25 protein-coding genes are annotated in these 26450 nt (G+C 44.8%); 18 read left to right on the forward strand and 7 right to left on the reverse strand.

Translation table 11 applies throughout. The annotated features are described in order from the left end of the window. The first annotated feature begins 116 nt into the window (after positions 1-116). The 9 genes from M0L20_RS29540 (at position 117) to M0L20_RS29580 (ending at position 9948) form a co-directional block, all read left to right on the forward strand. On the forward strand, positions 117-296 hold the full coding sequence (locus M0L20_RS29540) for a hypothetical protein (protein ID WP_248480896.1): 180 nt from the start codon (positions 117-119) through the stop codon (positions 294-296). Positions 297-508: 212 nt separating this feature from the next. Then, a complete protein-coding gene (locus M0L20_RS29545; protein ID WP_248480898.1) occupies positions 509-1627 on the forward strand; it encodes a CHC2 zinc finger domain-containing protein in 1119 nt (372 codons plus the stop codon). Beyond that, on the forward strand, positions 1608-2564 hold the full coding sequence (locus M0L20_RS29550; RefSeq protein WP_248480899.1) for a DnaB-like helicase C-terminal domain-containing protein: 957 nt from the start codon (positions 1608-1610) through the stop codon (positions 2562-2564). Before M0L20_RS29545 ends, M0L20_RS29550 begins: the two co-directional genes overlap by 20 nt. A 102-nt stretch (positions 2565-2666) precedes the next feature. Next, on the forward strand, positions 2667-4253 hold the full coding sequence (locus M0L20_RS29555; RefSeq protein WP_248480900.1) for a hypothetical protein: 1587 nt from the start codon (positions 2667-2669) through the stop codon (positions 4251-4253). Positions 4254-4763: 510 nt separating this feature from the next. Beyond that, the gene (locus M0L20_RS29560) at positions 4764-5357 is read left to right on the forward strand and encodes a hypothetical protein (protein WP_248480901.1); all 594 of its coding nucleotides are present in this window, start codon (positions 4764-4766) and stop codon (positions 5355-5357) included. Further along, complete coding sequence (locus M0L20_RS29565; protein ID WP_248480902.1) at positions 5350-5895, forward strand: helix-turn-helix domain-containing protein; 546 nt, start codon at positions 5350-5352, stop codon at positions 5893-5895. Before M0L20_RS29560 ends, M0L20_RS29565 begins: the two co-directional genes overlap by 8 nt. Then, positions 5876-7354, forward strand: a complete 1479-nt coding sequence (locus M0L20_RS29570) for a terminase large subunit (RefSeq protein WP_248480903.1) — start codon at positions 5876-5878, stop codon at positions 7352-7354. Before M0L20_RS29565 ends, M0L20_RS29570 begins: the two co-directional genes overlap by 20 nt. 124 nt (positions 7355-7478) lie before the next feature. Further along, positions 7479-9581 carry a hypothetical protein gene (locus M0L20_RS29575; RefSeq protein WP_248480904.1) on the forward strand — a complete coding sequence of 701 codons (2103 nt, stop codon included), beginning with the start codon at positions 7479-7481 and terminating at the stop codon, positions 9579-9581. Between the two features lie 40 nt (positions 9582-9621). Beyond that, on the forward strand, positions 9622-9948 hold the full coding sequence (locus tag M0L20_RS29580; RefSeq protein ID WP_248480906.1) for a hypothetical protein: 327 nt from the start codon (positions 9622-9624) through the stop codon (positions 9946-9948). Positions 9949-10149: 201 nt separating this feature from the next. Here M0L20_RS29580 and M0L20_RS29585 read toward each other — a convergent pair whose 3' ends face one another. Both M0L20_RS29585 and M0L20_RS29590 read right to left on the reverse strand, forming a co-directional pair. After that, positions 10150-10563, reverse strand: a complete 414-nt coding sequence (locus M0L20_RS29585) for a hypothetical protein (RefSeq protein WP_248480907.1) — start codon at positions 10561-10563, stop codon at positions 10150-10152. A 324-nt stretch (positions 10564-10887) separates the two neighbouring features. Then, positions 10888-11280, reverse strand: coding sequence for a hypothetical protein (locus tag M0L20_RS29590; protein WP_248480908.1), 393 nt, complete (start codon positions 11278-11280; stop codon positions 10888-10890). 477 nt (positions 11281-11757) lie between these two features. On the opposite strand from M0L20_RS29590, the gene M0L20_RS29595 reads away from it, so the two are divergent. From M0L20_RS29595 to M0L20_RS29605, 3 genes are all read left to right on the forward strand, one after another. Next, the gene (locus M0L20_RS29595) at positions 11758-13452 is read left to right on the forward strand and encodes an SNIPE associated domain-containing protein (protein WP_248480909.1); all 1695 of its coding nucleotides are present in this window, start codon (positions 11758-11760) and stop codon (positions 13450-13452) included. A gap of 39 nt (positions 13453-13491) precedes the next feature. Further along, the gene (locus M0L20_RS29600) at positions 13492-14508 is read left to right on the forward strand and encodes a hypothetical protein (RefSeq protein WP_248480910.1); all 1017 of its coding nucleotides are present in this window, start codon (positions 13492-13494) and stop codon (positions 14506-14508) included. Between the two features lie 141 nt (positions 14509-14649). Beyond that, the gene (locus M0L20_RS29605) at positions 14650-15306 is read left to right on the forward strand and encodes a hypothetical protein (protein WP_248480911.1); all 657 of its coding nucleotides are present in this window, start codon (positions 14650-14652) and stop codon (positions 15304-15306) included. A gap of 600 nt (positions 15307-15906) precedes the next feature. Here the strand turns inward: M0L20_RS29605 and M0L20_RS29610 are convergent. The 3 genes from M0L20_RS29610 to M0L20_RS29620 all read right to left on the reverse strand — a co-directional run bounded on the left by M0L20_RS29610 (position 15907) and on the right by M0L20_RS29620 (position 18356). Next, positions 15907-16722, reverse strand: a complete 816-nt coding sequence (locus M0L20_RS29610; protein WP_248480912.1) for a hypothetical protein — start codon at positions 16720-16722, stop codon at positions 15907-15909. Next, a complete protein-coding gene (locus tag M0L20_RS29615; protein ID WP_248480913.1) occupies positions 16700-17500 on the reverse strand; it encodes a DUF8464 domain-containing protein in 801 nt (266 codons plus the stop codon). The genes M0L20_RS29610 and M0L20_RS29615 overlap by 23 nt, the downstream gene beginning before the upstream one ends. 124 nt (positions 17501-17624) lie before the next feature. Further along, complete coding sequence (locus M0L20_RS29620; RefSeq protein WP_248480915.1) at positions 17625-18356, reverse strand: hypothetical protein; 732 nt, start codon at positions 18354-18356, stop codon at positions 17625-17627. A 137-nt stretch (positions 18357-18493) separates the two neighbouring features. Here M0L20_RS29620 and M0L20_RS29625 point away from each other — a divergent pair, with 137 nt between their 5' ends. From M0L20_RS29625 to M0L20_RS29650, 6 genes are all read left to right on the forward strand, one after another. After that, positions 18494-18682: a hypothetical protein gene (locus tag M0L20_RS29625; RefSeq protein ID WP_248480917.1), complete on the forward strand. Its 189-nt coding sequence runs from the start codon at positions 18494-18496 to the stop codon at positions 18680-18682. Positions 18683-18917: 235 nt separating this feature from the next. After that, positions 18918-19283 (forward strand): hypothetical protein, encoded by a 366-nt coding sequence (locus tag M0L20_RS29630; RefSeq protein WP_248480919.1) that lies wholly within the window; start codon positions 18918-18920, stop codon positions 19281-19283. A gap of 23 nt (positions 19284-19306) precedes the next feature. Further along, on the forward strand, positions 19307-19837 hold the full coding sequence (locus M0L20_RS29635) for a hypothetical protein (protein ID WP_248480921.1): 531 nt from the start codon (positions 19307-19309) through the stop codon (positions 19835-19837). 189 nt (positions 19838-20026) lie between these two features. Next, positions 20027-21268, forward strand: coding sequence for a site-specific integrase (locus M0L20_RS29640; RefSeq protein ID WP_248480922.1), 1242 nt, complete (start codon positions 20027-20029; stop codon positions 21266-21268). Positions 21269-21291: 23 nt separating this feature from the next. Continuing rightward, positions 21292-22638: a phage integrase SAM-like domain-containing protein gene (locus M0L20_RS29645; protein WP_248480923.1), complete on the forward strand. Its 1347-nt coding sequence runs from the start codon at positions 21292-21294 to the stop codon at positions 22636-22638. A 167-nt stretch (positions 22639-22805) separates the two neighbouring features. Continuing rightward, entirely contained in the window at positions 22806-24002 is a 1197-nt protein-coding gene (locus tag M0L20_RS29650; RefSeq protein WP_248480924.1) for a tyrosine-type recombinase/integrase, read from the forward strand. A gap of 192 nt (positions 24003-24194) precedes the next feature. Here M0L20_RS29650 and M0L20_RS29655 read toward each other — a convergent pair whose 3' ends face one another. Together M0L20_RS29655 and M0L20_RS29660 are read right to left on the reverse strand one after the other, a co-directional pair. Beyond that, positions 24195-24575, reverse strand: a complete 381-nt coding sequence (locus M0L20_RS29655; protein WP_248480925.1) for a DUF4359 domain-containing protein — start codon at positions 24573-24575, stop codon at positions 24195-24197. A gap of 63 nt (positions 24576-24638) precedes the next feature. Then, positions 24639-25961: a Kelch repeat-containing protein gene (locus M0L20_RS29660; protein ID WP_248480926.1), complete on the reverse strand. Its 1323-nt coding sequence runs from the start codon at positions 25959-25961 to the stop codon at positions 24639-24641. Positions 25962-26450 lie beyond the last annotated feature (489 nt).

Consider the following 26450-nt stretch of genomic DNA (forward strand, 5'->3'; position numbering starts at 1 on the left):
TCCTTGAACGACCGTTTAACGTGTGTAAAGTTAACGTGTTGACGCTGGAAATACAACAATTGTGTTGACATTGTTAATATGTTTTTTTATGTTTGGGTATTACAAATTAGAAGGGTATGGCAAAGGAAACCAGCTACTTACATATTAAGATTAGTCCAAGACTTAAAGAGGACTTTAAGGCAATGTGCGCAGACAACGAAATCGATATGTCAGACAAGGTGCGCGAAATTGTTGCCAATTTGGTAAGAAACCATAAGCGCGAATTGGCAAAAGGAAATAAAAAGGAAGATAACTAACTGATAATCAGAATTACCGTTATTACTGGTAATTGCCTTGTTCTCTCTAACCGTTCATAAAGCCCCACGTATCGATGCCGACGACTTCAAAAAGCGTCTGGTTTCCGACTGTCTGGCAAAAAATGGTGAAATATCAAACTCTCCCGCACGTGGAGAGATTTCCGTTGACGATAAAACAAGAAATAGCAATCTGATTTTTTAAAGACATAGGGATGTTTACGGAGGATCGCATATTAGAAGACCTGAAAGCATTAGACATCGTTCAGATCGCTATTGATCTAGGTCGACAGGTCAATAGGCAAAACCTAATCCATTGCACTTTCCATAATGAAAAGACGCCTTCCCTAAAACTATATCCCAAAGATGGTCGGTTTAAATGTTTTGGTTGTGGTAAAACTGGTAGCACAATTGATCTCTATACAAGTGTAGGCAATGGCTTAAGTTTCTCAGAGGCAGTAAGAGAAATGAAAAGCCGATATTTAGGTATTGTTGACGGCCAACCTCGTATAACTCAACGTATAGCTAAGCCAGTTATAACTAAAAATGAAAAGCCAACTGTACCTTCTGAACAATTTAGCCCAATCTATTCGTCTTTGCAAGCCTTCTGTAAGCAATATCAAGCTACTGACATAAAGCGGCAAGCACTAACTTACTTAACTGGTAGGGCCTTTAGCTTAGAGACAATTCGGCACTTCGGCTTATTTGTCATTCCAGACGTAAAGGCAACGGCTAGCTTTCTGACTTCAACGTATAGTCGCACCGATTTAGAAGCTTCGGGACTTTTTTCACCAAAAGGTTTCATGTTCTTTCAACACCCAATTGTAATTCCTTATTATTTCAATAACCAGATCGTCAATCTTCAAGCCCGTTGCATCGGCAACCCAAGTACCAACGGGTGGAAGTATCAATACTTGCGTGAGCGAACACCTTCAACAATGTTCAACATTGATGTATTGCAGAATTTAGCGCCTGGTAGTAAAATCTATTTAACCGAAGGTGCCTTTGATACAATGGCCATTACTCAAAAGGGGGGGGTTGCTGTAAGCATCAATAGTGTTACTCTTTTCAAGCCTGAATGGGTTAAATTATTTAGGGGGCTCAAGGTTTGCTTTTTTCTCGATTCAGATGGTGCTGGCCAGGAAGCAGTTAAGAAACTAGCACCTTTATTTCTTGCAGAGAGAATCTCAGCTTCAACCAAGACATTACCCACCGATTGCAAAGATGTAAATGAATGGCTGATAAAATGGAGTGGCCAAGTCAATGGATACCCAGCTTATTGGGATCAAGATCTTAACAATAACAATAAGACAAATGGAACAAATACCCACTGAACTTGATGACTTATTAGAAACGCCCCTTATCGAATCACAATGGCCTACTCTAGAAGATTATTTAGAGGAATATTGCCAACAAATGGGTTCTCAGGGAGATGGACTTAAAACATATTTTAAAGAATTTGATGAAGACTTGGATGGCTTACGCGGAATAGTCATTGTTGGTGGGGAACCGGGTAGTGGAAAGACGGCCTTAGTTTTGCAGATCGGGTTCGATACAGCGATTGATGAAAGACCAGTTGTCATCTATTCTTTTGAAATGCCTAAGGCTCAGTTGGTCACTCGACTCTTCCAGCGAGTGGGAAAGATTAAGTTTAAAAAATTACAGAAAAGACCAGAGTCTTTGTTGGAAGATGACCTACAACAATTTGTCAAAGCTAAAGAAACAATTGCTAAGGCCTCTAGTCGAATTACAATCCGAGAAACCAAAGATTTTTTCGAAAAAGGAACAAATGGGTCCGTTAATGCCATCTTCGATTTTGCAGAAGAGATTCGACAACTGAATCGAATAACTGAACTGTATGGTAAGCCACCACTAGTAATTATTGATTCGCTTCATGAAATTCCGGTTGATCAGAAGTATGGGCGCGAACTCAAACAAAAAATTGATTATATCATGCTCAATCTACGTAACATGTGCGATCAGACTGGTGCTACCTTTCTTCTAATATCACACCAAAGTCGTAATGGCCAGAAAGAACAAGGCTTAACTAGTTTTCTGGGCAGCGCCTCAATTGAGTACACTGTTGACATGGCACTCACTGTTGGCAAACCTCAAGACGCCGAGAAAACAGCTTTTGCTCCTGGACAAACAGAGGATCGTGAACTGACAGTAGCTAAAAACAGGTATGGTCCTAGACCAAAAGCGCTACTTGTATTTGACGGGCAATATATGGACTTCACATTTATGTGTAGACTAAGCAGCGGAAACTGAACTCGGATCAACACAATAGATTGAGTCTTAAGAATTGCGATATTCTGAGCTTCCATAGTCTCGAATTTTCCTTTCCAGTCATCAAACCGTTAACCTTAAATCATGGATTATCAACAAGTAGTACCCATTGAAATAAAACGTACAGATCCCGTATCTGGAGTTGAATACACATTCCGCGCTGAACCACCCATAGACATTACAACATTTAAGCTATTGCCTCGGGGAATGGAGGCTAAAGAGTTTATCCTTAATATTCTCTGGCAAATCAAGGCTGGTATATGGGATACGGAAGGCTTCCCAAACTTGGAAGGGCAAGTTAATGAGGTATTACCTTTAATTAAGGAAGTAATTGCTTCTGTCAATTTGCATTACACCGACGCAGACGAAACCACTAAGCCAGGCGATAGATATAAATACTACTATACACTCACTTACGGGCTTAATACCAAAGGGGAAAGCGGGACGATAGGACCTATTAGTGACGAAATGGCAAGTATGTTGCTGAGTGAAGTTTTAAATTCACTTGCGTTAGAAGTTGCTGTTTCTTGGTACATTGATGTAAATAAACAGGAGCTTGAGCGGTTAGCAGAGAGGGATAAAGAAAGAGGTGTATCAGTAGAGAAACAGGAAAAAGATAAGCCTGGAGCTGACAATAGGACAAGAAGGCTATTTAGTAACAGTAAAGAACTGGATCCTAGCACAGAATGGAGTATGCCAAAATTTGTAGCCGATAACTGGGGCCGGGCAACAAAGGGAGCGAATAGATCAACTGCAATAGCTCAATATGAAGGTAGTAGCCCTAATCCAAGAACTAGAAAAACCACCTATAAGATTCAAGGGAGAGAAACTGAAACAGAATTTATCTTTGATCATGATAAACTAGCCATCAAAACGGCCGAAGAGTTTGCCGATAAGCTAATGAAGCTAAAGGATGCCAAAGTCCTACAAACATTCTTCGCTTTGATGAAATGGGCTAACATCCGTGATAGCTCAATTTATCGTGATGTGCCTATCAGTGAGTTAATGGAGCTAATTTTAAAGCCCAGTGGAGAAGGTAAGTTTAATACACAACAAAGAAGAGAGTTTAGCGAGGTACTTGAATACTTAGCGTCGATGTCAATTACAGTAAGCATTATAGGAGAACAGGTTAACAAGAAGACCGGCCGAGGCAGAGCCGTGCTTAAGGAGGAGAAGGGAGTTAAATTATTCAGGCTAGAGGCTACCTACTCAGTTAAAAAAGAATACCAGTCTATTCCAAAGGAGTCTTTGAACAAAAATCTTCATTTTGATAAGTCTGTCATTACTCGCTTTTCTGGGGAACTACTGCCAGGCAAACCGCATTTATTTGGCCAAAGAGCAAGCATTTATTTTGATAGCTTACTTCACTTAGATGCTAATAAAGATAGTAAAGCTATTGTCTTAGGGTTTCAGATACAGACTAGGTTCAACCAGTTTCAAGACAAGGCACAGTGCATAGAATATGATAGGGGCTTCTTGATTGATCTTTGTGATTATAACAAGACTGATAATATTAAGCCAAGCAAAGCAACTAAGCAGCTTAGTAATAACCTTGATAAGCTTGTTCGAGCCGGAATCATTTCAGGTTACAGCGGACTTACACACGATAACTCGGATCGGGTAACAATACAGCCACCCAAAGCAATTAAGTCAAAAGCCCTAACAACATAGGGTCAGTGGTTCCGATACATAGGGTCAGTGGTTCCGATACATAGGGTCAGTGGTTCCGATACATAGGGTCAGTGGTTCCGATACATAGGGTCAGTGGTTCCGAAATAGTCTTTTAATACCTTGACAGTCAATATTATAAGACGCATATTATCTTCCTTAAACTAATTAAACAGATTAATCTAATTAAGCTGATTGATTAGTAAGTTATCCGAAAAGTCCGCTTACGCTACCTTTCGAATAACTTACTATAGAGTGTGAACAATAAATTTAAGTAACGCACTTGATTGGTCAGCATTTACAGCTTATTATTTACAGTCGAATTTTTAGCTTTAAGCAACAAGGGTTTCCTCCTCGCTGCTTGAAGAGTATAACTGTATTTACGATGCTTCAATATTAAAGTCAATCTGCAAATAACTAGTATGAGAGTGTAATAATCAATTATATATTTATATAATTGATTATATTGCGTATGTAACAAAGCGTCACGCAGCGCACTAAATTCAGCTAAAAATGATACTGGAAACACAACTTACACCAGCCTACCTAGTTTATGGCGACGACAACACAGGGACTTATATTCAGCGGCTTTTTTTTGATAATAACCTCCTGAATGCCCGCCGAGCTGCGGTTGGCCTCGCCGAAACATTATTTAACAATCCTAACCCCTATGTTGAGGGGCAGCCCATAGAGGTTTATTTGGTTGAGACCTATCCAGATCTTGAGAAAGAACCTATTCGCATCACCCGTATTCTTCGGTCCAGCGTGCCGACTGACGAAGATTTGGAAGAACGTACACTTGACGCAAAAATCCGCAATAAAGAATATAGTACTGAATGCCTGCTCGCCCTAGATAAAGAGTATGACTATTACGTCAAACATAATATTCAACTCGGTTTTGGTTCATTCGAGTTGAAGGTTAAGCTATGGGACCAGCCTAAATCTCAAACAACGATTAATGTACTATTTGAAGCAGCAGGCTATGCGCTGGCCATGATCGGGCGCTTTAAGTGGGAGCTGGGGCATAAGTTTTCGGCTAACTACACTCCTTACCTAGCGCTGCCCACCGAGCAGGTAGAGGGTGAATCGCACTATACCAATGGCTGATAAGAAAATGGGAGCCCCTACTAAGTATCAACCGGCCTTCAATGAGGAGGCCCGGTTGTTTTGTTTGCTGAAGGGGGCAACCGATGCACAATTAGCAGTGCATTTGGGCGTAGCCGAGTCTACCATCAAGGAGTGGTATAAGAAGTATCCTGACTTTTCGGCCTCAGTCAAAGCCGGGAAGACTGGTGCTGATATGCGGGTAGCTGAAGGCTTCTTTAAACGCGCTACGGGCTACAATTACAACGAAGTGACCTTTGAAAAAGTAGATGGACAGTCTCTATTGCTAGCGTTACCCGACAGCGAACTGATGGAGGATTCATACAAGAAGAAGATTGTTACTAAGCATCTTCCTCCCGACGCTGGAGCCGCATTAAACTGGCTTAAAAACCGGCAGCCTGACGACTGGCGGGATAAGATAGAACATCAACATTCGGGGCGAATCGATCACAGTGATCTAAGCACCCTGAGCGATGAGCAGCTAAATCGGCTACAGGATGAACTACTAGCCAAGATCAACAATGCAACCGCTAACCCTTGAGCTAATTCAGTTAGAGCAGATTAAGCGAGAAAAAGCCCGTCGTCATTTTGGCCGGTTCGTTCCTCAACTTAAGCCCGATTATCAAATGACCTGGTTTCATGAGGTGATCTGTGATCGGTTGCAACGTTTTGCGGCAGGAGATATCAAGAAGCTTATGGTATTTATGCCCCCTCAGCATGGCAAGAGCGAGTTATCTACGCGTTCATTACCTGCCTATTTATTTGGCGTAAACCCTGATCTTCGAGTAGCCGTACTTAGTTACTCGGCATCAAAGGCTAAAGAATTCAACCGCGAGATTCAGCAACGTATAGTCTCCCCTCGTTATCAGGCGTTATTCCCTCATGTCCGTCTAGCTTCTGCCAAAGATGAGGCCGTTACCCGAACAACAGAACGTTTCGATATTGTTGGCTATGGTGGTTCGCTGAAGACCGTCGGTAGACAGGGGCCGCTTACCGGAGATCCGGTTGATATTGCTATACTCGACGACCTTTTGAAAGATCGACTCGAGGCTCAAAGCATGACCATTCGCGAGAACACCTGGAATTGGTTGGTGGATGTTGTCGAAACGCGCTTTCACAACCACAGCCAGTTGCTTTATGTGACGACTCGGTGGGATGAGGACGATCCCGCAGCCAGGTTTCTAAAGCGTGACAATTACTTTTCTCCCTCAAATCCTAAAGGTTGGGAAGTGATCAGCTTTCCGGCCCTAAAAACAGCGGATATAGTACCCTATGATTACAGAGGAATAGACGAGGCTTTGTGGCCTGAGCGTCATTCTCAGGAACGTATGGAGGCAATTAGGAAAGATAGCCCGATTTCGTTTAATAGCTTGTATCAGCAAGACCCTAGGCCTTCTTCAGAGGCTTTAATTTATCCCGACTGGATTGAGGTAGACGACTTTCCGCATTGTGATGTTAATTTCTACGGCCTGGACTTTGGCTACTCCAACGATCCTACAGCCCTTGTGCGTATTGGCATAAACGGCAGGGATATGTACTTGGACGAGTTGATCTATGAGCGGGGCCTAACTAATCTTGATATACTTCAACGGGCGCATGTAGTAGGCTTAAAGAAGTCCGAAGAGGTAATAGCCGATAGCGCAGAGCCCAAGAGCATTGAAGAAATAAGCCGGGGGGCAACAACACAGGCTGGAGAATGGCTGTCAGGGCTTAACATAAGCGCCTGCACAAAAGGAGCTGGCTCAATTATCGCCGGTATTCAGAAATTAAGTGAGTACACTGTACACTACACCAAGCGCAGTATAAACCTTCGCCAGGAGATCAGGAAGTATCAATGGATTATGGCCGGTGGGCTTGCAACAAATACGCCAATCGATTCCTATAATCATGCACTAGACGCTGTGCGTAGTGCTGTTTACACCAAATATGACTCACCTAAGCGGGGAGGCGTCAGACTTCATACAATACCAATGCAAAAACGTCGTCGTCTAGACTACTGACTAGCTCGAAATGCAAAAAAAGTACGAGATATATTATTGGTATTCAATGATATATGTCAATAATTTAGTATCTTATTGACGCTAAAGAATAGGTATTTACACAAAATCAGAGAGTTAAATAGTAATGCAAGATGGCCTCCATTTGAACAACACCTGGGTAGCCGAGGTCGATGTAAGTCTAAACTTTCAGGCGAACGACTTATCCAAGCCCGACACGATCCAGCTCACGTATTCAAATAGCTTTACGCTGCCTGATACGATGCTCATGCGTGATCTTACCCAGAACGCTGAGCAAATTGATTCGGGGGGCGATTATCCCTACATCCCACTTGATGCTAAGCTGGTCTCAGAGGGTGAAGTTGTCTTTTACGGCAAAGCGGAGTTGAAGTCGTTCAAAGGCGGCTGGTCGGTGAATCTCTACCAGACTAAGAAGGCCCTATTCGAAGTGCTTGGCGAGAAATCGCTTCGCGATCTGGACCTTTCCCGCTTTGATCATAAGTGGACGCTTGCTGGTATATCAGCCCTTGCCGGAGCCGCGAAGGGCGTGGTTTACCCGGTGGTCGATTACGGTGCGTACGATGCCGACACATTTGCAGACGACGCTATCTTTCCAGCTGTCTACGTGCATACGCTCATTGAGCAGATGTTTGTCGAATCGGGCTATAGGCCAGCTGGTAACTGGCTACAGGACGAGCTAATCAAGCGCTTAGCTGTGCCCTTTGTCGATGACGAAGCCAATAATCAGGACGACGAGTGGGTGCAAGCCCGAACTGCCCGCGTCACGGTAGGCCCGCCCGGTGCTGACCACCCCCCGTTCTATGTGTTTACCTCGAGTAGGCGTATGGAAATGAACCCCATACCCTTTATTGTGGATGCGTCAGAAGATGGACTTTGGTATGACGGAGCCAAAAACAACTTTCGGCCTGCCCTTAAAGCCTACGTTGCTGATACGGCCATGCGACTTCACGTTCAGGCAAGCCAGCGCTTTGGGGTTACGGTTAGTTATGGGGCGATGGAAGCGGCCCTGCAAATCCAAAAGAACGGTAAGATCGTAGCGGAAAGCTACTTTTCCGTTGGCGGCTTTTACAATCCCTCTGGTACTAAGCCCGATATACTTAGTATTGATGAGTACGTTACCTGTGCGCCGGGCGATCAGATAACCATTCGCTTCTACGCCCAAAAACGCACGATTGTAGCGGACTTCACCGGTTCGGTGCCAGTTGATCCCGAGAGCAGCTTCGTGACGTTTACGCCTGATTCCGCTATCCGCCCTGGCGATACGTGGCTGGTCTCGCGTAATCTGCCCGAACTCACCTGCGCGGATCTACTGGTCACGTTCGCCCTAATGGCTTCATCCACCTATGAAGTGGATGAGATGCGCAAAACCGTCCGACTAATCCCGCTGGATTCAGTCATCGCCAATACGGGACAGGCAATCGACTGGTCCAGTAAGGTCGAGGAATCCGATGAACCCGAACTGGCCGTGACGCTTGAGCCCTACGGGCAGCGCAACAACGTACGCTGGAAAGAATTTGATTTTCTATCGGAGATCTCAACCGCCAAAATTAGTAGTTCAAACCGAAAACGAGACCCGTTAAAAACCTTATTCGGTGATGGAGTGATAACGACTACCGCTGGAAACTTGCCAACCGTCTCGGATCTATTCGAACTTGAATTTGCCGCTTGCCAGAACAGTGACAAAGAGGTTACTGGCTACGGAAGCCTGGTGTTAATCAGAACCCGCCGGGTAACAGGTAAAGGTAGTGAGCGCACCGTTGAACGCAGCAGCACAACGCCCCGGCTTGTTTTGATTGAGCCCAGTGTTACGGTCGAAGTGCTGGCCAGTATGATCACGCCCGACAACACAATTCAAAAGAATCCGGTACGCTTAACGGGTTGCTGGTGGGGTATTAGACCGGTAGCTGTTAAAACACCTGCGAACAACTTCTCACTAGCCTTTGATCGGGTGTTTTCTCAACGAGAGCAAACCTTGATACCACGTTATTTTTCTGGCTTAAAACGAGTGCTTCGTCGGCCCCGCTCACTGGCTATACCCGTTTACCTCTCACCTGAAGATGTTGCGACGCTCGATTTAATGCGCCCTATCCAAATCAAGCAAGTCAGAGCCGGCAGTCTGGTGTTTAGCAACAGTTATTTCTACCTCAACAAGATCAGCGGCTATATTCCCGGCTATGTATGTACAGCAACACTAGTTCCTTACTACTAGCCCCGTAAATTCATTTTAAGGCTATCAAACCAAAACAGCGATGAACCTAGTCACTAAATTAATTAGACGCGCCCAGCGTCATTCTTTGCAGTCCGCACTTGAGCGGGTACGTCCCGACTTAACCGAGCCGGATATTGATAATCGCATCTGCACGTATGTACGGGAAAGTATTCCTCAACTGGTTCGTGATAAGGTGCAGGTTGAAGACATACCTGATCTAGTACGACGTTCGATCGGCTACCTGGCTATTAAGCCCGCATGGGAATACTATGCAGCTACCTTACTGGTATTGGAGGAAAACCAGCAATCAGAAGAGATAGGAACCATTGGCACAGCGCGAAAGAGTTTGACTCCTTTGCCAGTGTAAAGTGGTAATAACGTCCCTCACGCTTTATCAATTCTAATACAGGAAGTAGAGCCAAGGACATTTAACACGTGAATAATAGCTTCAGGTTATATCGCCTCTCTACAAGTATTATTTGGGGCCGTAGAAGAAGACAATTAGAAAAGGCCGGACTAGATCCGGCCTTTTGCTTGATTACTTCACCATTAACCTATTCAACCTACCCTATTTTAAACTCTTTCGCTTGGTTGGATCTGGTTCAGTTAGTCGAACGTTAAATTTTACCCAGACCCAGTTAGCAATATCTTCAAAGTAGATCGATGCCGCTGCCGGATCTAAATCCGAAAGGGAGCGAACTACAGCCACTGTTTCCCCGGCTACTTCGTACGACTCTGACAGAAATAACGCGTTCAATATCTTATCCGTTTTGTCTCGATCCTTCCCGATCAGTCTGCCAACCTCAACTACGAGATAGCCCCAGTAATAGCCCCGCTGCCCCTGTCCTACTGTCCATCGCTTGCGGTTAATATCTATTGCATAAATGCCCTCTGGCAGTGCTTTAATGACTCGATACAACCGCCGATGTGTGGATGGTTGGCTTGGATCAAATAGTAAGGCTTTTTTATCTCTCGCTGACATACTGCAATTTAATCAATTATATATTTATATAATTGATTAGTCGAAAATATTATGCTTGTAGAAATAGGTTCAATACAAGGTGAAGATGAATTTAAAGAACAAATAAAAGTTATTCATTTATATTGTTGAAGAGTGCTACCATTACGGGTAAAAACGGCCACTACTATTCAGTTTAAGTGTTTTTGCGGCTATATGGGAAATGGTAATTGCGACAATTTAGACACTTATAAAAAAACGCGCGCATACAGCACAAAAAAGCCCGAACTATTGCTGGTTCGGGCGGTGTCAAAACGCTAGCTCTGAATTTATCTCAAGCCATTCTCTTTATTGATTTGAGGTAGTCGAACTAGATTTTCTCATCTTCCCTTTACGGGCACCACCACTCGATGCGCCACCTTGACTAGACGTCGACGTACTACCCTGATTTCCCATTGAGCTGTTACCTTGGTTTTGGTTACCATTGTTGGTAGAGCCATTGCTCATGGTAGCTGAACGATTGGACTTGCCGTTTCCTCCCTGACCGCCGCTGTTCATTGACCCTGACCCCGTGGTCGAGCCGTTACTACCACTGTTGGTCGATGATCCATTCTGGGAAGTAGATCCGGTGCTGCCATTGCCGGTACTATTGTTACTACCACTTGATCCGCTTGTTTGTGCCTGAGCGCTAAAAGTTGCAATACCTACTAGCGTGGCTGCAACTAAAATTATCTTTTTCATAATGTTAAGTTAGTTCACTAGCAGTGTGCCTGCAAGTTAAGTGCTAACCAGTTCTGAACGAAAAAGCTTAAGTCTGTGAGGCTGCGGAGCATGTATTTACCTACGATCAGACTAAGGTATTTTTTTCCTTCGTTTCAGATAATGAGTGATCTTCATTAGCACCAATGAAGATAAACGCAAATGGATAACATCCTCATTTACAATAAGCTCTGCGTTCTGCTCTTTTTTGGCTTCTAACCGCCTCAAAATGCTTCTCTGCGTCAGTCTCAATGCTCATTTTTAGCCGACGTCAGGACTGCCAACATTTACCCCCAATCGGTAGGCTCCGTTTCTTTCATCCCCCCTGTGCAATCGATGTGATAGAGTTATTAAATATGTTTTTATATAAATATATAAATGATTATACAAATATTCATTAACAGCAATAGTAGTGATTCTATCCTACAAGCTTTTAGTGAAGTTTAACTTAATCTATCCATGTCATCATTTCTATTACTTTTATTAGTTGTTGCACTTATATACCTAGCTAAACAATCAAGAAAGGTTAAAGCCAAGGATAAAGAATTATTTCAGTTGCGAACCACCAGTGAGCAGCAAGCAAAGGATGCAGCAATACGCGAAAATCAGTTAAAGTCTGAGCTTAGCCAGCTCAACGCTGAACTCAATCAACTCAATTTTGAGCTTAATCAACTTAGTCAGTACCGGACAATACTTGACGCCGAGCAATATGCCCAGCAAATCAGGAATCAGGCTCAGGATGAATCAGTCCAAATCTTAACCCAGGCAAGATCAGAAGCTGCCAGGTTGCGATATGCTGCTGATGAGGAGCTAAGGCAGGCGCGCTCTCAGGCAAGAGAGATTCGCGAGCAGGCGGCATTAAAAGCTCGGACCTTACAGACCCAGGCGGATGGATTGCTGGTTGATGCATCAAAAGAAGCGGGTCGTATTATTGCCATTGCCGACCAACGCGCTGAGGAGATTGCCGGTGAAGCTTTGGCAGCGAACCGGAATGCAGCTGAACTTGAGAAGACGATTCAGGCCCTTAAAAATGTGCTCAACGGATATGGTGATCAATATTTGATTCCGTCTTACACGCTCCTTGATGAGTTAGCGGAAGACTATGCCCACGTGGAGGCCGGTACTGAATTGAAAAAAGCCCGCGAACGTACCCGCTTGATGGTAACCAACCGGACTGCCGCTAAATGCGACTATGTCGAATTTGTCCGGAGCACCAGTGCAGTGAATTTCGTTACTGATGCCTTCAACGGCAAAGTGGATACTATACTTGCCAGTGTCAAGCATGACAATTACGGGACCCTAGCTCAGCAAATTAAGGATGCTTATGCCTTAGTTAACCATCTAGGCAAGCCCTTTAGGGATGCTCGCATTACCTACGAATACTTACAGGCCCGGCTTGAGGAGTTACGCTGGGCTACTATTGCTCATGAGTTAAAGTTAAAAGAGCGGGAAGAGCAGCGCCTGATCAAAGAGCAAATCCGCGAGGAAGAAAAAGCCCGGCGTGACTTTGAGAAAGCGCAGCGGGAAGCGGCTAAACAGGAAGACGTTATTCAAAAAGCAATCGATAAGGTGCAACAGCAGGCCGCTAAAGCCTCCGCTGAGCAGCAGGCGGTCTTTGAACAGCAACTTCTGGAGTTAGAGAATAGGCTACAGGTTGCCCAGGAGAAAAACCAGCGGGCCTTATCTATGGCACAGCAGACTAAGTCAGGCCATGTCTACATCATTTCTAATGTTGGCTCATTTGGCGAGCATGTTTACAAAATCGGCATGACCCGGCGGCTAGAGCCTTTAGACCGGGTACGTGAGCTCGGCGACGCATCAGTACCCTTTGAGTTTGACGTGCATGCGATGCTCTTTAGCAATGATGCCCCCGCATTGGAGCGCGACTTACATCGTCACTTCTTGAATAATCAGGTTAATAAAGTCAATCCACGTAAGGAGTTCTTCCGGGTCGATCTGACGCAGATTCGTTCCGAGATTGAGCGTTTGGGGATTGAAACCAAATGGACACTTACGGCTGAGGCTCGTGAGTACCGCGAAAGCTTAGCCGTTGAGCAAGCCCTGGCTAACAATACGATTGATCGGGCTGAGTGGGAGAAGTTTCAAATGGAAAACATCCCTACTGAAATCGAAGTCGAGGAGCAGGAAATCTAGGCGCTCTTATTACAAAAACGTATTCGTTCCACACTACTTATGAGCTTTAAAAGAACAATGCGCTCGTTTGCGGCCATTTCCCGGCAGATCGAGCGTGACAACAAGCGACGAAATCGTATTGCTGCCCAGCAGTACAAACAATTACAAAAGCAACAGGCTATTACTGATGCCAGACAAGTTGTTGCTGATTATAATAATTACATAAACGTTATTAAGTCCGTTCACAACGATTGTAGCACCGAGATCGATTGGGAATCTATTCGTCAGGAAGGAGCACCAGCTCCTCCGTTAGTAAGCACTGAACATGAACGATCAGCTCAGGAAGCGCTAGATTCCTATCAGCCTAGCTTTCTGGATCGGCTGTTCAAGCGTCAGCCCGTAAAAATCCGACGGCTTGAAGATGCAGTCCTTACCGCCCGCCATAAAGATGAACAGCTTACCAGGGAGCGTCAGGAAGAACACATTCAGCTAACTACCGAGTGGCAGGAGCGTCAGGAAATAAGCCGTCAGGTCCTGGCAAAAGACTCAAACGTGTATGCTCAGGTGATCGAGTACTTTGCGCCTTTTGAAGACATCAGCCAATTAGGCTCAAAACTCGTATTCACTTTCACTGCTGACCACATAGAAGTCGATGTCGAGGTTGACACGGCGGAGGTGGTCCCGGATTTTGTTGTTACCCAACTAGCTAGCGGTAAACTTTCCCGCAAACCACTTTCGGCGAGCAAATTTAATGAGATCTATCAGGATTATGTATGTAGTTGCCTGCTACGAGTCGCCAGAGAAATACAGGCGCATTTACCCGTCAGTCAGGTGGTTGTTCATGCCCTGGTAAACCAGTTGAATTCAGCAACCGGCCAAATCGAAAATCAGGTCGTTGTCTCGGCAGCCATGCCACGAGAAACCCTCTCTAAACTTAACTTCTCTACTATTGATCCATCCGACTCAATGCGAAACTTCAACCACACAATGAAGTTCACAAAGACGGGCGGATTTCAGGAAGTTAATCGAGTTGGCTTATCAACGCTACCCTCCTTTGGTAGACAACGTAACTACTAGAGTTCAATAAATGCGATTTGCGGCGTTTTCCTACTGTGTTGAGTTATCCTTTATATTTTATATGATCGTGGCTTAAAAAGCCTGAAAACGCCTCATATGGTATCAGTGAAGTTCTACGGTTGCCGCAATCAAATCCACATCATGAAGATCCTTTGTAGCGTATTACTTTACTTCGCTTGCCTAGCTTCAAACGCTCAAGATAAAATAGAGGGTATTGGTAAGTTTAAGATTGGCAAAACAACGGTCAATGATTTAATGAAATATGCGCGAGGCTCCAGTCTGGCCGTTCAAGAAGCGCAGAGTGATGTATATGAAGGCAGTACTGGCATATTGTACAAATTAAGCTATAAGCCCGATTATGTCTTAGATAGAGTCTCTGGCTGCACATCTACCAGCGTTTACTATCTCAGAAAGTACGACGTAGCGGGCATTGAGATTAACAATGTCTATCTAATGTTCTTCGATAATCTATTGATCTCATTTGAGGCAGATAATAGCCCGGAATTAAAAACAGCATTCGTTACTAAATATGGAGAACCTGAACTGAGCAGCAACCATCAGACCGTCCGTTGCGGCACCGAAACCACCTACTACAGCAAGTGGTATAATGGGACAGTAACCGCAACCGCTCTATTCTCCAAGCTATTTAGCTCAAGCTGTAAGATTACCTATGTAGACATACTGACGATTGCGGACGAGGTGTTAATTAAAAACGAGCGCGAGTGTCGGGAACTGGCTAGGGCGAAGCTCAACAGCATAAAACAGAGTGCCGACAAGAAAGCGCTTAAGGATTTATAGCTTTAAGCGCAAATTAGCCCCGTGGAGGAGCGATCTGGCAAAAGTAGACTACACCCTCGTTTTGTCAGCCAAGCGTCTTAAATCGCATTTATTAAGCCTACCCGCTATAGTACCTCTCCTGTACGATTGCTGTATGCTGTCTGTCCAAAAATGAACAGCAATATAACCTAGGCTTAGTTAAGCATGGCTATCGTAGAGGCGCCTTGTAAAGAGTTCATCGGACCTCTATCAACATTTAATAGACCCCTCTATAAGAATGTGTAATAGCCTCTTTAAAAATCTTGAAGAGCCTGTATATCCTAATAGGGCGGCTATGGCAATAAGCGCCACCGATGTAACGAAAATCGTCCAAAAGGTGACAGCGGGGTTAATTCTTTGCGCTGCCTCCGGTTATTCATTCCCCTCTTCATTTGGCAATTCAATGAGGCTTTTGGGCCTCGCGTTCTTCACCAACAAAAAGTCAGTGATTGGAGTAGTCAAATAAGAGATTACTAATAAATACTATGTAGAGAATTGTTATTCCTAACTTACGACATTTGACGTATAGTTGACTTACCCTCTTTTATCGAAAGTAATCGTGTATTTCAAATACATCATAACTTACCATCTTTTATCGAAAGTAGTATTGTTACGTTGAGCAATGCACCGCTGTATGATGTCGTAAGGTTTCTTCTTATTGAAGCTGGCGAAGTAGCTGAATATATTGGCGGGTACCTCTTTTGCCTTTAGCCAGTCATCCTGATCTAGCCCGTATTTTTTGTCGGTCATGTACTCGGCGTAGGTATCGAAAGCGGCTATGAGGTTCTTTGCTTCATAGTATCGCAACGCCCCGCGTAGCTGCCTAAGTGTTCTGGGATCAGCAACCAGTTTAAGCGGCTCAGCTCTCCACGCCTTGTTCCGACTATCCTGTATAACCTCAGCGTGGGCTACCAGTGATCTGTTCATCTCGCTAATGATCGCCCGCAATTCACTAATAGGCACCTCCTCTTTAAAATGTTCGAGTAGTCCCTTTTGAACTTCATACATTTTGCTGTACTCAGCAGCGAGCGCGTCTAGCTTTTCACTTGATAGCCCGCCTTTGCCTGGCCTATAGACAACGCGTAGTGCGTTGGGGTTAATGGCTATATGGTCAAAGCGAACTGTGTAGGTAGTTATGTTGTGCTTCTGCCCGCCGGTTGTGATAATAACAAGCCCGTGGTCCTTAAATAGTTGCTTGAGTTTGGCTCTACGCTTTTCAGCTATCGAGAACATCTCCCCGATTTCACTATCTGTCAACGAAATCTTGCCACTACGCCAGCACTCGCGCACTAAGTGCTTAAAAAAGGCTATGCCATCCCAGCCTATAATCAGAGGGTTAAAAATTACTTCTTCATTTAAGTTAGTAATGAAAATATTAGGTAACTTTATCTCGTTCATGGGGGACTGTTATTAGGAACTCATTGAAGTCTTTTATGCCAGGGTATAGCCGATCTGACCAATTGACAACCCCGTTGCATTTACTGGTGATCTTCGTGACCTCGCCCTGCCCGGCGGGGTCATTGTCTAAGAAAAGGTGAACGTGTTTATACTTCTTTAAGATCGCTAACGCCTTGCCTACGTGACTAAGCGAGTTCAGTATTAGCGCATCCGTCTGGAGTACTTCGCGTTTGAAGTAGGCCAGCGCTGAGAGGAAATCAAAGAACCCCTCAAACACCGCTATGCTACTTCCATCAACGCCCGCTATCGTTGTTATTGCCTTTGGTGAGCTACTGTATTGATAGTTAGGCGCTCTTAACTCATAACCTCCTTCATCATTGCGAAAGGCTAAGGCATGGAAGTTTCCCCCGCCATTAATCGAGTAGTAGCACTCATTCAAATACTTTACGGCAATGCTTCTTGGAATCCCCCGCCCCTCGGCGTACTCAATGAGCTTTATGTCGGTTAGCTTTTGAACACACCGAACCTCAACGCCTAGAGGAGTTTGCTTTCTGGCCTCTAAAGGAACGGGTGAAATTGAGGTTGAGGTAGTTGATTCACCCATAACCTGTGCAATGATCTTAAGCGCCCCTGATACATCTACTCTGTACCACCGCTGTACGAGCTTAACAAGCCCTCCTCCCTGGCTTTCTCCATCGCCGTGGTCGGTCCACATCCTGCCGGTTGGGTCTACGTGAAAGGACGCGGTACGCTCATTTCTAAAAGGAGACTTGAGCATATACCCACTAGTCCGCCTTGCCGGTAGAGGTATGTTCTGTGCAATCAGAAAATCAAGAATAGTGTAACGCTGCTCGGCTTGCTTACAATTCATTGCTCTTGTCGTTCTACTTTTCTTTAGTGATTTAATATAATCCTAAAGTAAATAAGGATACACCACTATAGAAATCTTTATTAAACGTGTATAGTGTTCTATGATTCTGCGGTATCCGATGATATTCCAAGAGACTTACTAGAAATTCATGGGCTATTTGTCTAGCTACGTAAAATGCAGGTGACACTTTGGGGGCAACCGGTTGAGCGTTGATTAGTTTTTCTATGGTTGGTTCTCCTTCAACGAGTACATTAAAGTCATTCGCTGAATTAAGGCGAGTTAACTTGTAGTATGCCTCATTTAAAGCAGGATCGACATGAGCGCCGCCGTCCTGATCAGCAATCGACAGGATAATCAGGCTCCGGGTAAATTCATTGCCTTCTTTGTCCGTGATTACCACTTGGCTCCACCAATCATTAAAGTTTACAAATTGATCTGCTTCTGGTAGACCTAAATGCGGGCTATAACTATGTGTATGATTGCCAGCTAACCTTCCCGCTAAGGCAATATTGGTTATTATTTGTTCGCCTCCCTCTTCAGGCAGAATGGCTGAATTGTAATAGGGTCTATTTTTTAATCCGAGTTGCCCTAATAGTGACTTACTGAACTTGCTATCATGAAACAAAATGCGAAGGGTAGTAGCAATTCGTTTCGCTTCATTAGTTTCTCCTTGATCAAAAGCATTGCAGCGGTTTGCAAGGAATCTTATTTGGTCTTGAAGTTGATATCTCAACTCCTCAGCGGTTTGAACTACCTTTGTCATAGGCGTAATCTATTTGATATTCAACGCTTTCAATTCTATTTGCATTTCTCAAATATAAGGAATAATCACATAAGTGTTGCATTGTCTTGCTTTTGAATGCTTAACTGCTATTTTTACTACGGCAAATCATCTAGGCTATGGCAAAGGACACATTATCATTACGGCTACCAGCCGAAAGTATAAGTCAGGTTGATGAACTAAAGCCTTTGTTTGGACCAAGTGCATCTAAGGTTGTAGAGCGAGCTATTGCCTATCTGTACGAAAATAGGGTTGAGGTGGTTGAGTTAGATCATAGGAATAAAATAAAGCAATTGGGCGGCAAATAAGAATCATTTTGCAGATACCGTTAACAGTACAAAAATTCAGCAACACAATGTGTTGCTTTTTCTGTTTAAAGTGATTAATATTGCTTTACAATAAGGGACTATAAGAGGCTTACATAGTACTAGTGAAGTTGCCTAGGCCAAACTATGCCCAAAGAAAACAGTAAACCCCTTCGCTTCTAGTTTCTCAGGCCGGTAGCGGAGGGGTCAAGTGTCAACTATTTAATGCTAACATCAAATGAAGACGGTACAAATTTACCGTACAGGGACCTCCTGTGCAAACGCTTCTGCGCAAACGGCGCAAAACAGCCCTCAAACGGCAAAATCAAACGTCCTGCTCCATCAGGACTACGCCCCACACCTCTCTTTACTGCTTTCTGGACCGTTTAGCGATCAGATCGAAAAGCCCGAGCAGATGCAGAAGATACGCGAAGCCCTACGCTCATGGTTCATGGCCTGGATACCCAACTGGGAAGGCAAACCCGGTCCTACACTCAATGAAGCGATCGGCATCTATCAGGACTTAGACGAGTTCCTAAGTGATCTAGTACTGGTCTGCTGTGAATACCAGCTTCAACGTTCAGTGGAGGCAAAACAAGCGTAAGTGCACGACAAACTTCTTACGCGATGGAGAAGCCAAACAATCCAATCCAGCTGCCTGATTACCTGGAGGATGCCATGGAGAGCTTAGAGGGTGCCTTCGCTCTCAAATCGGATTTACGAGAAGTGTTTACCACCTTCTTTCTGGATGAGATCTACACGGGCATCGTCAGCCCCTCCCGTAAGTGGGAGTTCTTCGAGCTTTATAACAGCCTGAGTACGCTGCTGGAGAACTGCATCATGGAACGGCTTGGCCCCATGCCCAACATGCCAACGCTGCCATTGCCAAAGAACGAAGATGCACCCTTGCGGGCAGATATGCTACCCCTGTTCACCGTTAATCCTCATCTATGCGAAGACATGGGCAAGCTGCGGGAGTGGGTGCAGACATTGCAGGAGTCAGGACGCATTCAGGACAAGCGTATAACCTGTCAGGAGAATATGCTTTTCTCCGAAGCACGAATGCGACTTGTACTTCATGAACAAGTGGCGCGGCTGGAGCAGCTCAACGAGCTATTGACCAGATTGCAAACGGATACAGCTAAACGGCTTAACTAGAATTGCTTAGCTTACTGACGATAAACCCCGTACTGTAGACTAGTACGGGGCCATGTGTCACTCTAAACTTCCCATTTATGAACACCCTGCAAAACTACGCAGCTACCCGCTGCGCTGCAAATGCTATGCTTACTCATCAATGGCAGCTACTGCCAGCTCTCAACTTTAAAAACAAGAAAGGAGGTTGTCATGAATAATGTAATGTTCATTAACTTTTATATGCGTCCATCGACGGTAGACTCAACTCTGGGGGCCGTCTATGTACAGGTTAGAGTTAATAAGGCCGTGATCGTGCTGGGCGCTGTAAGTTCCGTCTCAGGCCTTAACCTGCCCAAGTCGATCATGGTTGAGCTATCTCACTGGGATAAACGCAAACAGCGGGTCAAACCTGCTTGCCTTCATGCTACCGTGCTTAACAAAGCCATTTCGGAGTGTGAGCAACGTTTAGAAAAGATATATGCTCAGCATCAGGGCTATGACCGTAAGATGACCGCCAAAGGACTAAAAGCTCAGTTTGTCCAGGGCGGAAAGGGGGTGTTCTCTTTTCCCGCGTTGATCGAAAAGTTCATTGCTGAAAAGGTAGCCCTTCACTTTCGGGATTCAACGGTTGAAACCTATAAGTATAAGATGCGGCCGCTACTAGAGTTTTTAAAGCATGAAGGCATCAGCGAGTATCCGGCCGAAGAGTTTACGAAAGGCGTCCTAAAACGCTACAAGACCTACCTTATCACACACCGTAATAACAAGCCCAACTCGGCTGAAAAAGCTTGTCAGGTTGTCAAGACAGTTCTCTTGTGGGCAGCCGAAAACGAGCTAATTACCATCAACCCTTTACAGTATACCCGCATCCGGGTCGATAAAACCCCTAACCTGGAATGTCTAGACCAAGAAGAGGTACAGATGGTGGTTGAGGCCAATCTATGTTCACGCCTTCGGGCCGTTGCCGACTGCTTTATCTTTTCTTGCTACACTGGTTTAGCTTATCAGGATCTTAAGCAACTGGGTAAGCATAGCTTACAGACAGTAGAAGGAAGCAAATGTCTAGTGGGCGAACGTCAGAAAACAGGAACTAGCTATTGTATTCCGGTCACTCCCGTCATCGCAGGCTTATTAGAGAAGTACCCTGATTTGAAACTACGCTTGCCCAGCAACCAGTACTACAACAGTAAGCTCAAGGAAATTATGGTTGCCTTACGCATCGACAAGCGCATTACAACCCACACGGCCCGTAAGACCTTTGCCGACTGGTGCATCAACGAACTAGGCCTTACTGAGGAGGCAACGATTGTAGCAATGGGTCAGAAGAGCGCGAAAGAGCTAAATGCTTACCGGCGAACCCGTCCGAAACGGCTTTTATCGGAGTTTCCAGCGAGTTTGTTACAGCGTGTGATCAATCCCAATCCATTCGTACAAATCACCAAAGCTTCTTAGTTGATATAATTCTAAAAGTTACCATGAGCTTTTTTATCCCCTTATCGCCCCAGCGAATACATGTTCGCTTTCAGTTTCGCAAAGCCCGTATTCATAAAGCTAAGACCATGGGAACCTTCAACGCTCAACCGAACTACGACGGCACTGTGCAGGTTGAGCTAGTCCTCAGCGGTGTTCGCTATGGCCCTTACTCGACGGGCATCACGACCTACCGTGCCGTATGGGACGGTCGTAAAGCACCCCGCATCAATCAATCGAGTCGCGATCTGATTGACGAACTGGCAACTTACCAAAAGCTCTTAGAGGAGGCCTATACCCAACTTCAAAAGCGGGGCGGGCCGATTGATGGGCAATCAGTAATGAATGCAGGTCAATGGATTATTCAGCAGCAACGCTTACCCCAAGAGACTACTTCTCAGTCTCCTTTCGAAGTGGTCACATTGATGCGGGTCTATAACGAGTTTATAGCCTTCAAAGAAGATGTTATGGAGCCGAATCGCCATAAGCGCAAAGAAGGTCAGATTGCGACGGCTACGTTCGAGACTTACTCCCGTCGGTGGGCATTGATTCTTGGTTACCTAGAGCACATCAAGCGTACTAAACTGCCCATTGTTAGTGTCACGTATCCATTTGCCACGAGCCTGAAAGAGTGGTTGATTAAACAGCGTAAATGGGATGGCAATCCCTACGAGACAGCCTCAATCAACAAAGTTATCTCCCTACTTAAGCAGCTAGTTACCTACGCACTCTCGAAAGGCTACATCGAATTTAACCCCCTTGAATCCTTTGCCTGCCGGGGCGGCTCACCTGCCAATCCAAAGCCTTTGAGCGAGGATCAGCTTAATCAACTCGAAACTTGCCAGCTGCCGCCGACATTGCGTAGAATTTGTGATAGCTGGTTGGTAGCAGCTGAGCTGTGTCTGCACCACTCGGATTTTATGGAACTACCCCGGATGCAGATTATTGCGCGGCCAGGGGGGCAGCGGTTCATTCAGCATGACCGAAGTAAGCAAACCGGCTCTAATCTGCTGCAGACCGTCAACATCACTCCACGTGCCGAAAGGCTTATTGAAAAGTGGGGTGGTCTACGCCGACTCTATTACAAAGATAGCTCAGTCTACAGCAAAGCCCTCAAGAAAATTGCTGCTTACGCTGATCTGCGTGACGACAAGGATAAATTGATTGGCTTGCAATTTGGCCAGGGTAGGGACACAGGACTGACTCAACGGGCTATTGAAGGAGCCAATAATACTGAACTGTCAAAAATGGGCGGCTGGAGCAAGGCCGCTTATGCCAATCGCTACATCGGTAATGCGGTAGACATTGTAGAGGGCTTTACCAAACGATCAAAACAATACAATCAGAACTAATGAACTGCCAGCCTATCAATTCATCTAGTATATCTAACAGTGCCTATTTAGGCAACGCCGTCAAGCCTAAGCATACCCGTCGGCGTACAGAACTCAGCATTCGGTTTAGACACCGAACCGAACAAGCTAAGGACTTGTGCCCTCGTCCTCTTTTGATCACCCTACGTATGGATGGGTACAAGCTTAGCGATTATAACTCGGGTATAAAAGTCCGTCCTAGTAAGTGGCAACAACATAATCAACTCGTCACGGGGCGCACTCAGGACGCCCAGGAACTCAATGAGCAGATTGCGCAGGTGGCTTTGCAGCACCGTGAGATACTTCGGGAGCTGAAGCGACGCTACCAGAAAGGAGAAGGACCTCGCCCAACACCTGAGCTAATTAAGGCCGAGTTTCTTCAACCCGGCTCCACGTCCCCTAGGCTTCATAGCTGGTACAAAACCTATCTGGATTATTTAGACTCGCTGAATGGACTGGAAGATGGCAGGGCTGAAAAGACGCTAGCCCGCGCTTACAAGACCTGGGACTACATCAAAAAGTTTGATCCCTCTTCACCTTATCTGGTAGACATCACTACCGGTTGGGGTAAACGGTTTCACGCTTGGTTACAGACGGACCCCGAGACAGGCAAACGGCGCATGCAGAAGGACACAGCCAACAAACACTTGGCTCATGTCCGGGATGCCATCAGTCATGCCATCGATGAGGGCTTTCTATCAAATAATGTGCTCGATAAGTTTAGGCCAAAGCGCGGTAAGGGCAAGGAAGTGTACTTCTTAGAGCCTACTCATATTAACCGCTTGATGGGTTTGCAGTTGACCGATACCAGTATGGCGGGGGTACTATGGTGGGCCAAGCTGATGTGTCTGACGGGGCTTGATTACGTTGATGCCATTCGTTATGCTACCAACCGCAACGCTTTTGAGCAGCCCACAACGGCGGGCAAGACCAAGATTGTCATTGAGCGCACCAAGCCACCGCGCAACTACTGTGAGATCTATCTACTGCCCGAATTAGAAGCCCTGCTTGCTGAACACCCTACCGGCCCCTATGCGCCGACGTTAGCCGACGTTAATCGCAACCTTAAGGTAATTGCTGATGCTATCGAATTCCCTCTGACTTTCACCAGTAAGATATGCCGTAAAACAGCAGGGGCCTATTTCCTGCGTCTAGGCTTTCAAATTGCTACTGTCAGCAAGATGCTGGGTCATTCAAGTATTCGCACTACGGAGGCCCACTACGTCCGGGTAACTTCTTCTCAGGTCGACCACGATATTGAGCGAGTAGCTCGCATGGGTGAAACTACACCGATCCGACCTGTGATCAGTCACAACCCGTTTGTTCAAATCAACAAAGCCTCTTAATCGTCTAGCAAGATAGTCTAAGTCCAGCGTTAGCATGCTATAATAAGCTTCCGTACGGCTTACCTAGGCAATAGCGGCCTGAATGTGGGATTAGATTAAAAGCCCGGCTTCGTTTGAAACCGGGCTTTTATTTAATGACGTAATTATTATTGATCTATAACTTCAAAACATGCTTACTTTTCAACATCTGAGCTAATTAAGTCTCTTTGTTTTCAACAAGTCTCCGTCTTTGAGCGCCTTGTCAACCTTTGAAGAGAAAAAGATATTGCCGAGTACACCTACGCCGATTGTTTTACTAGAATCAGAGTAACTAAACTTGGTTGTTGAAAATATATAGTAGTTATTTCTAGAAATGGCTGTGTTAACGATTTGATCAACCACGTAACCTCCAAAGAGTGCTCCTAACCCCTGCACCATTTGATTGTTCTTACCTTCCTCATTAATCTTTTTCTTCATAAAAACATTAAGTTTAGCCTTGACAGCCGACTTATGCTCCTCTTCTCTAGGATTAGTAAGAACTAGTGTTATAATGGCTAGAAGGGCAATTAAAGTAGAGAATTGTTGCTTTGTCATAGTGTAAGTATGAATCCCTTCTTTTGGACGGTTAAAAGTTTCTTCTATATGTGTTGATGCCCACTACCATTTGCTTGTCCAAATATCTTTCGAGTGTATACCTAAGCCAACATATACTTGATTACCAATGACAAAGGCATTTGCGCCTGTTCTCGGTGCTCCCGCAAAGACAGATGCTTCTTTGTTTAATTTATTGGTGGCTGGATTATAACTATAAAGCGCATACTGCGTATCATAGATACCAGGCGTACCGTCAAAGTATGAGAACCCTAGATAGATGAGATTATTTTTTACGAAGCTGTAATCAATATCATATCCCGAAGGACCTGTGATTGTGGTGAGTTGACTCCATTTATCTTGATTCTGATCATACTGCCACAGGTCCTTTTTATCTACTAGTAAATAACTACTTGAGTTTATTACTAAGTTTTGTGCACTATTAGGATAATACGGTGCAGTTGCTGGAAGGCTCGCTTTTTGTTTCCAAGAATCGTTACTTGGATTGTACTCCCATAACTGGTTAATAGTCTTTCCAGAATCGGAATCAATAGTATAGATACCTATGTATCCTCGGTTTGCAATCGTGAAGTAATAAGACACTTCACGACGTTCCCCAGGAAAATCCTTCATCTTAGTCCATTTGTCGGTGCTGGGATTATACTCCCAAAAACCTTTATCAATGGTTCCATAGTCTGGCGACCCCATACCAACATACCCCTTGCCACCTATGCTAAAAGAAGCCATCTTATTACGATTTCCGCCTGGAAAATTTGCTTTTTTAGTCCATTTATTAGTGGATGGGTCATATTCCCAAAAGTCATCATATCTAACTCCAGAGAAATCTAATAAGCTCCCAAGCCCTATGTAGGCTTTGCCATTTAATGTCATCGTTGCCGGCGTAGATCCGTCTTTAGGGCTTCCTGGAAAATCAGTAATTTGTTTCCAATATTCATTTTCCTTGTATCGCCTTATGGTCATTTCGCCTAAATTAATCGTCTGGCTACCTACTTTTAGGGTCACCTCTCCTGAAGTAGTATTTTGAGGAACACAACTTCTTATCTGAGTAAGTGCTTTCCCTGAAACTACAGGGGTTATGTCGATTAATTCGACGTGGCTCACCTCCGTGCCGTTCACTTTGATACTATAATCAGAAGAATTTGTAGGTAGATTTTCGCCTGTGATTACGAATGTTTCACCAGTACTAATTATTTGTCCCTGCTTGTAGTAAGCAAACTTAGCTGTTGGCGGTAGTCCAGGGGTTGATGTCGTTGGATTCGTTGGTTGAGGGTTAACTGACCCGTCTGCCGCTGGCTTTGAGCAGCTATAAACGAAAAGAGCCAATAGAAGTAAGGCAGAATAATAAAAACTTCTCATTTGTGAAAACATGTGGATAGGATTGATCTATTGGTTCGAATCTAAGAATTCGACGCTATAGCCTCAAGCGAATTAATTAAGCGGCAACTTGATAAAGCTGGATTATAGAATCAAGACTGTTTAAGAATTTTCTTCTTCAATGCTGTAAAGCATGATTGCGTGTATAATCTTATACTTTGTTGTGCGAGTATTAGAAGAGGCAGTCCACGATAAAGTGCTTACTCTAGAAAGGTGACGATAGTGACAAAAGTGACCCTTGAAAAACATATTTATTTTTAGAAGGCGGGACGCAAATGCATGTGACGAAGATTCTACGCCGAGCCCCCAATACTTAATTAAGTCGTTTTTGCTGCCAAAAACAGCTTATAGGGCCATATCCCCCCCCCCTACCCAACTCACCCATTGACCAGCTTGGCACAAAGAGCAGGAGCAAGAGAAAATAAAGTCATCTCTAAATGATAGATTTCTGCATCTGGCAACTATTCCTTTATCGACCGTAGT

The organism is Spirosoma liriopis, from assembly GCF_023196085.1.
Taxonomy (GTDB): domain Bacteria; phylum Bacteroidota; class Bacteroidia; order Cytophagales; family Spirosomataceae; genus Spirosoma; species Spirosoma oryzicola.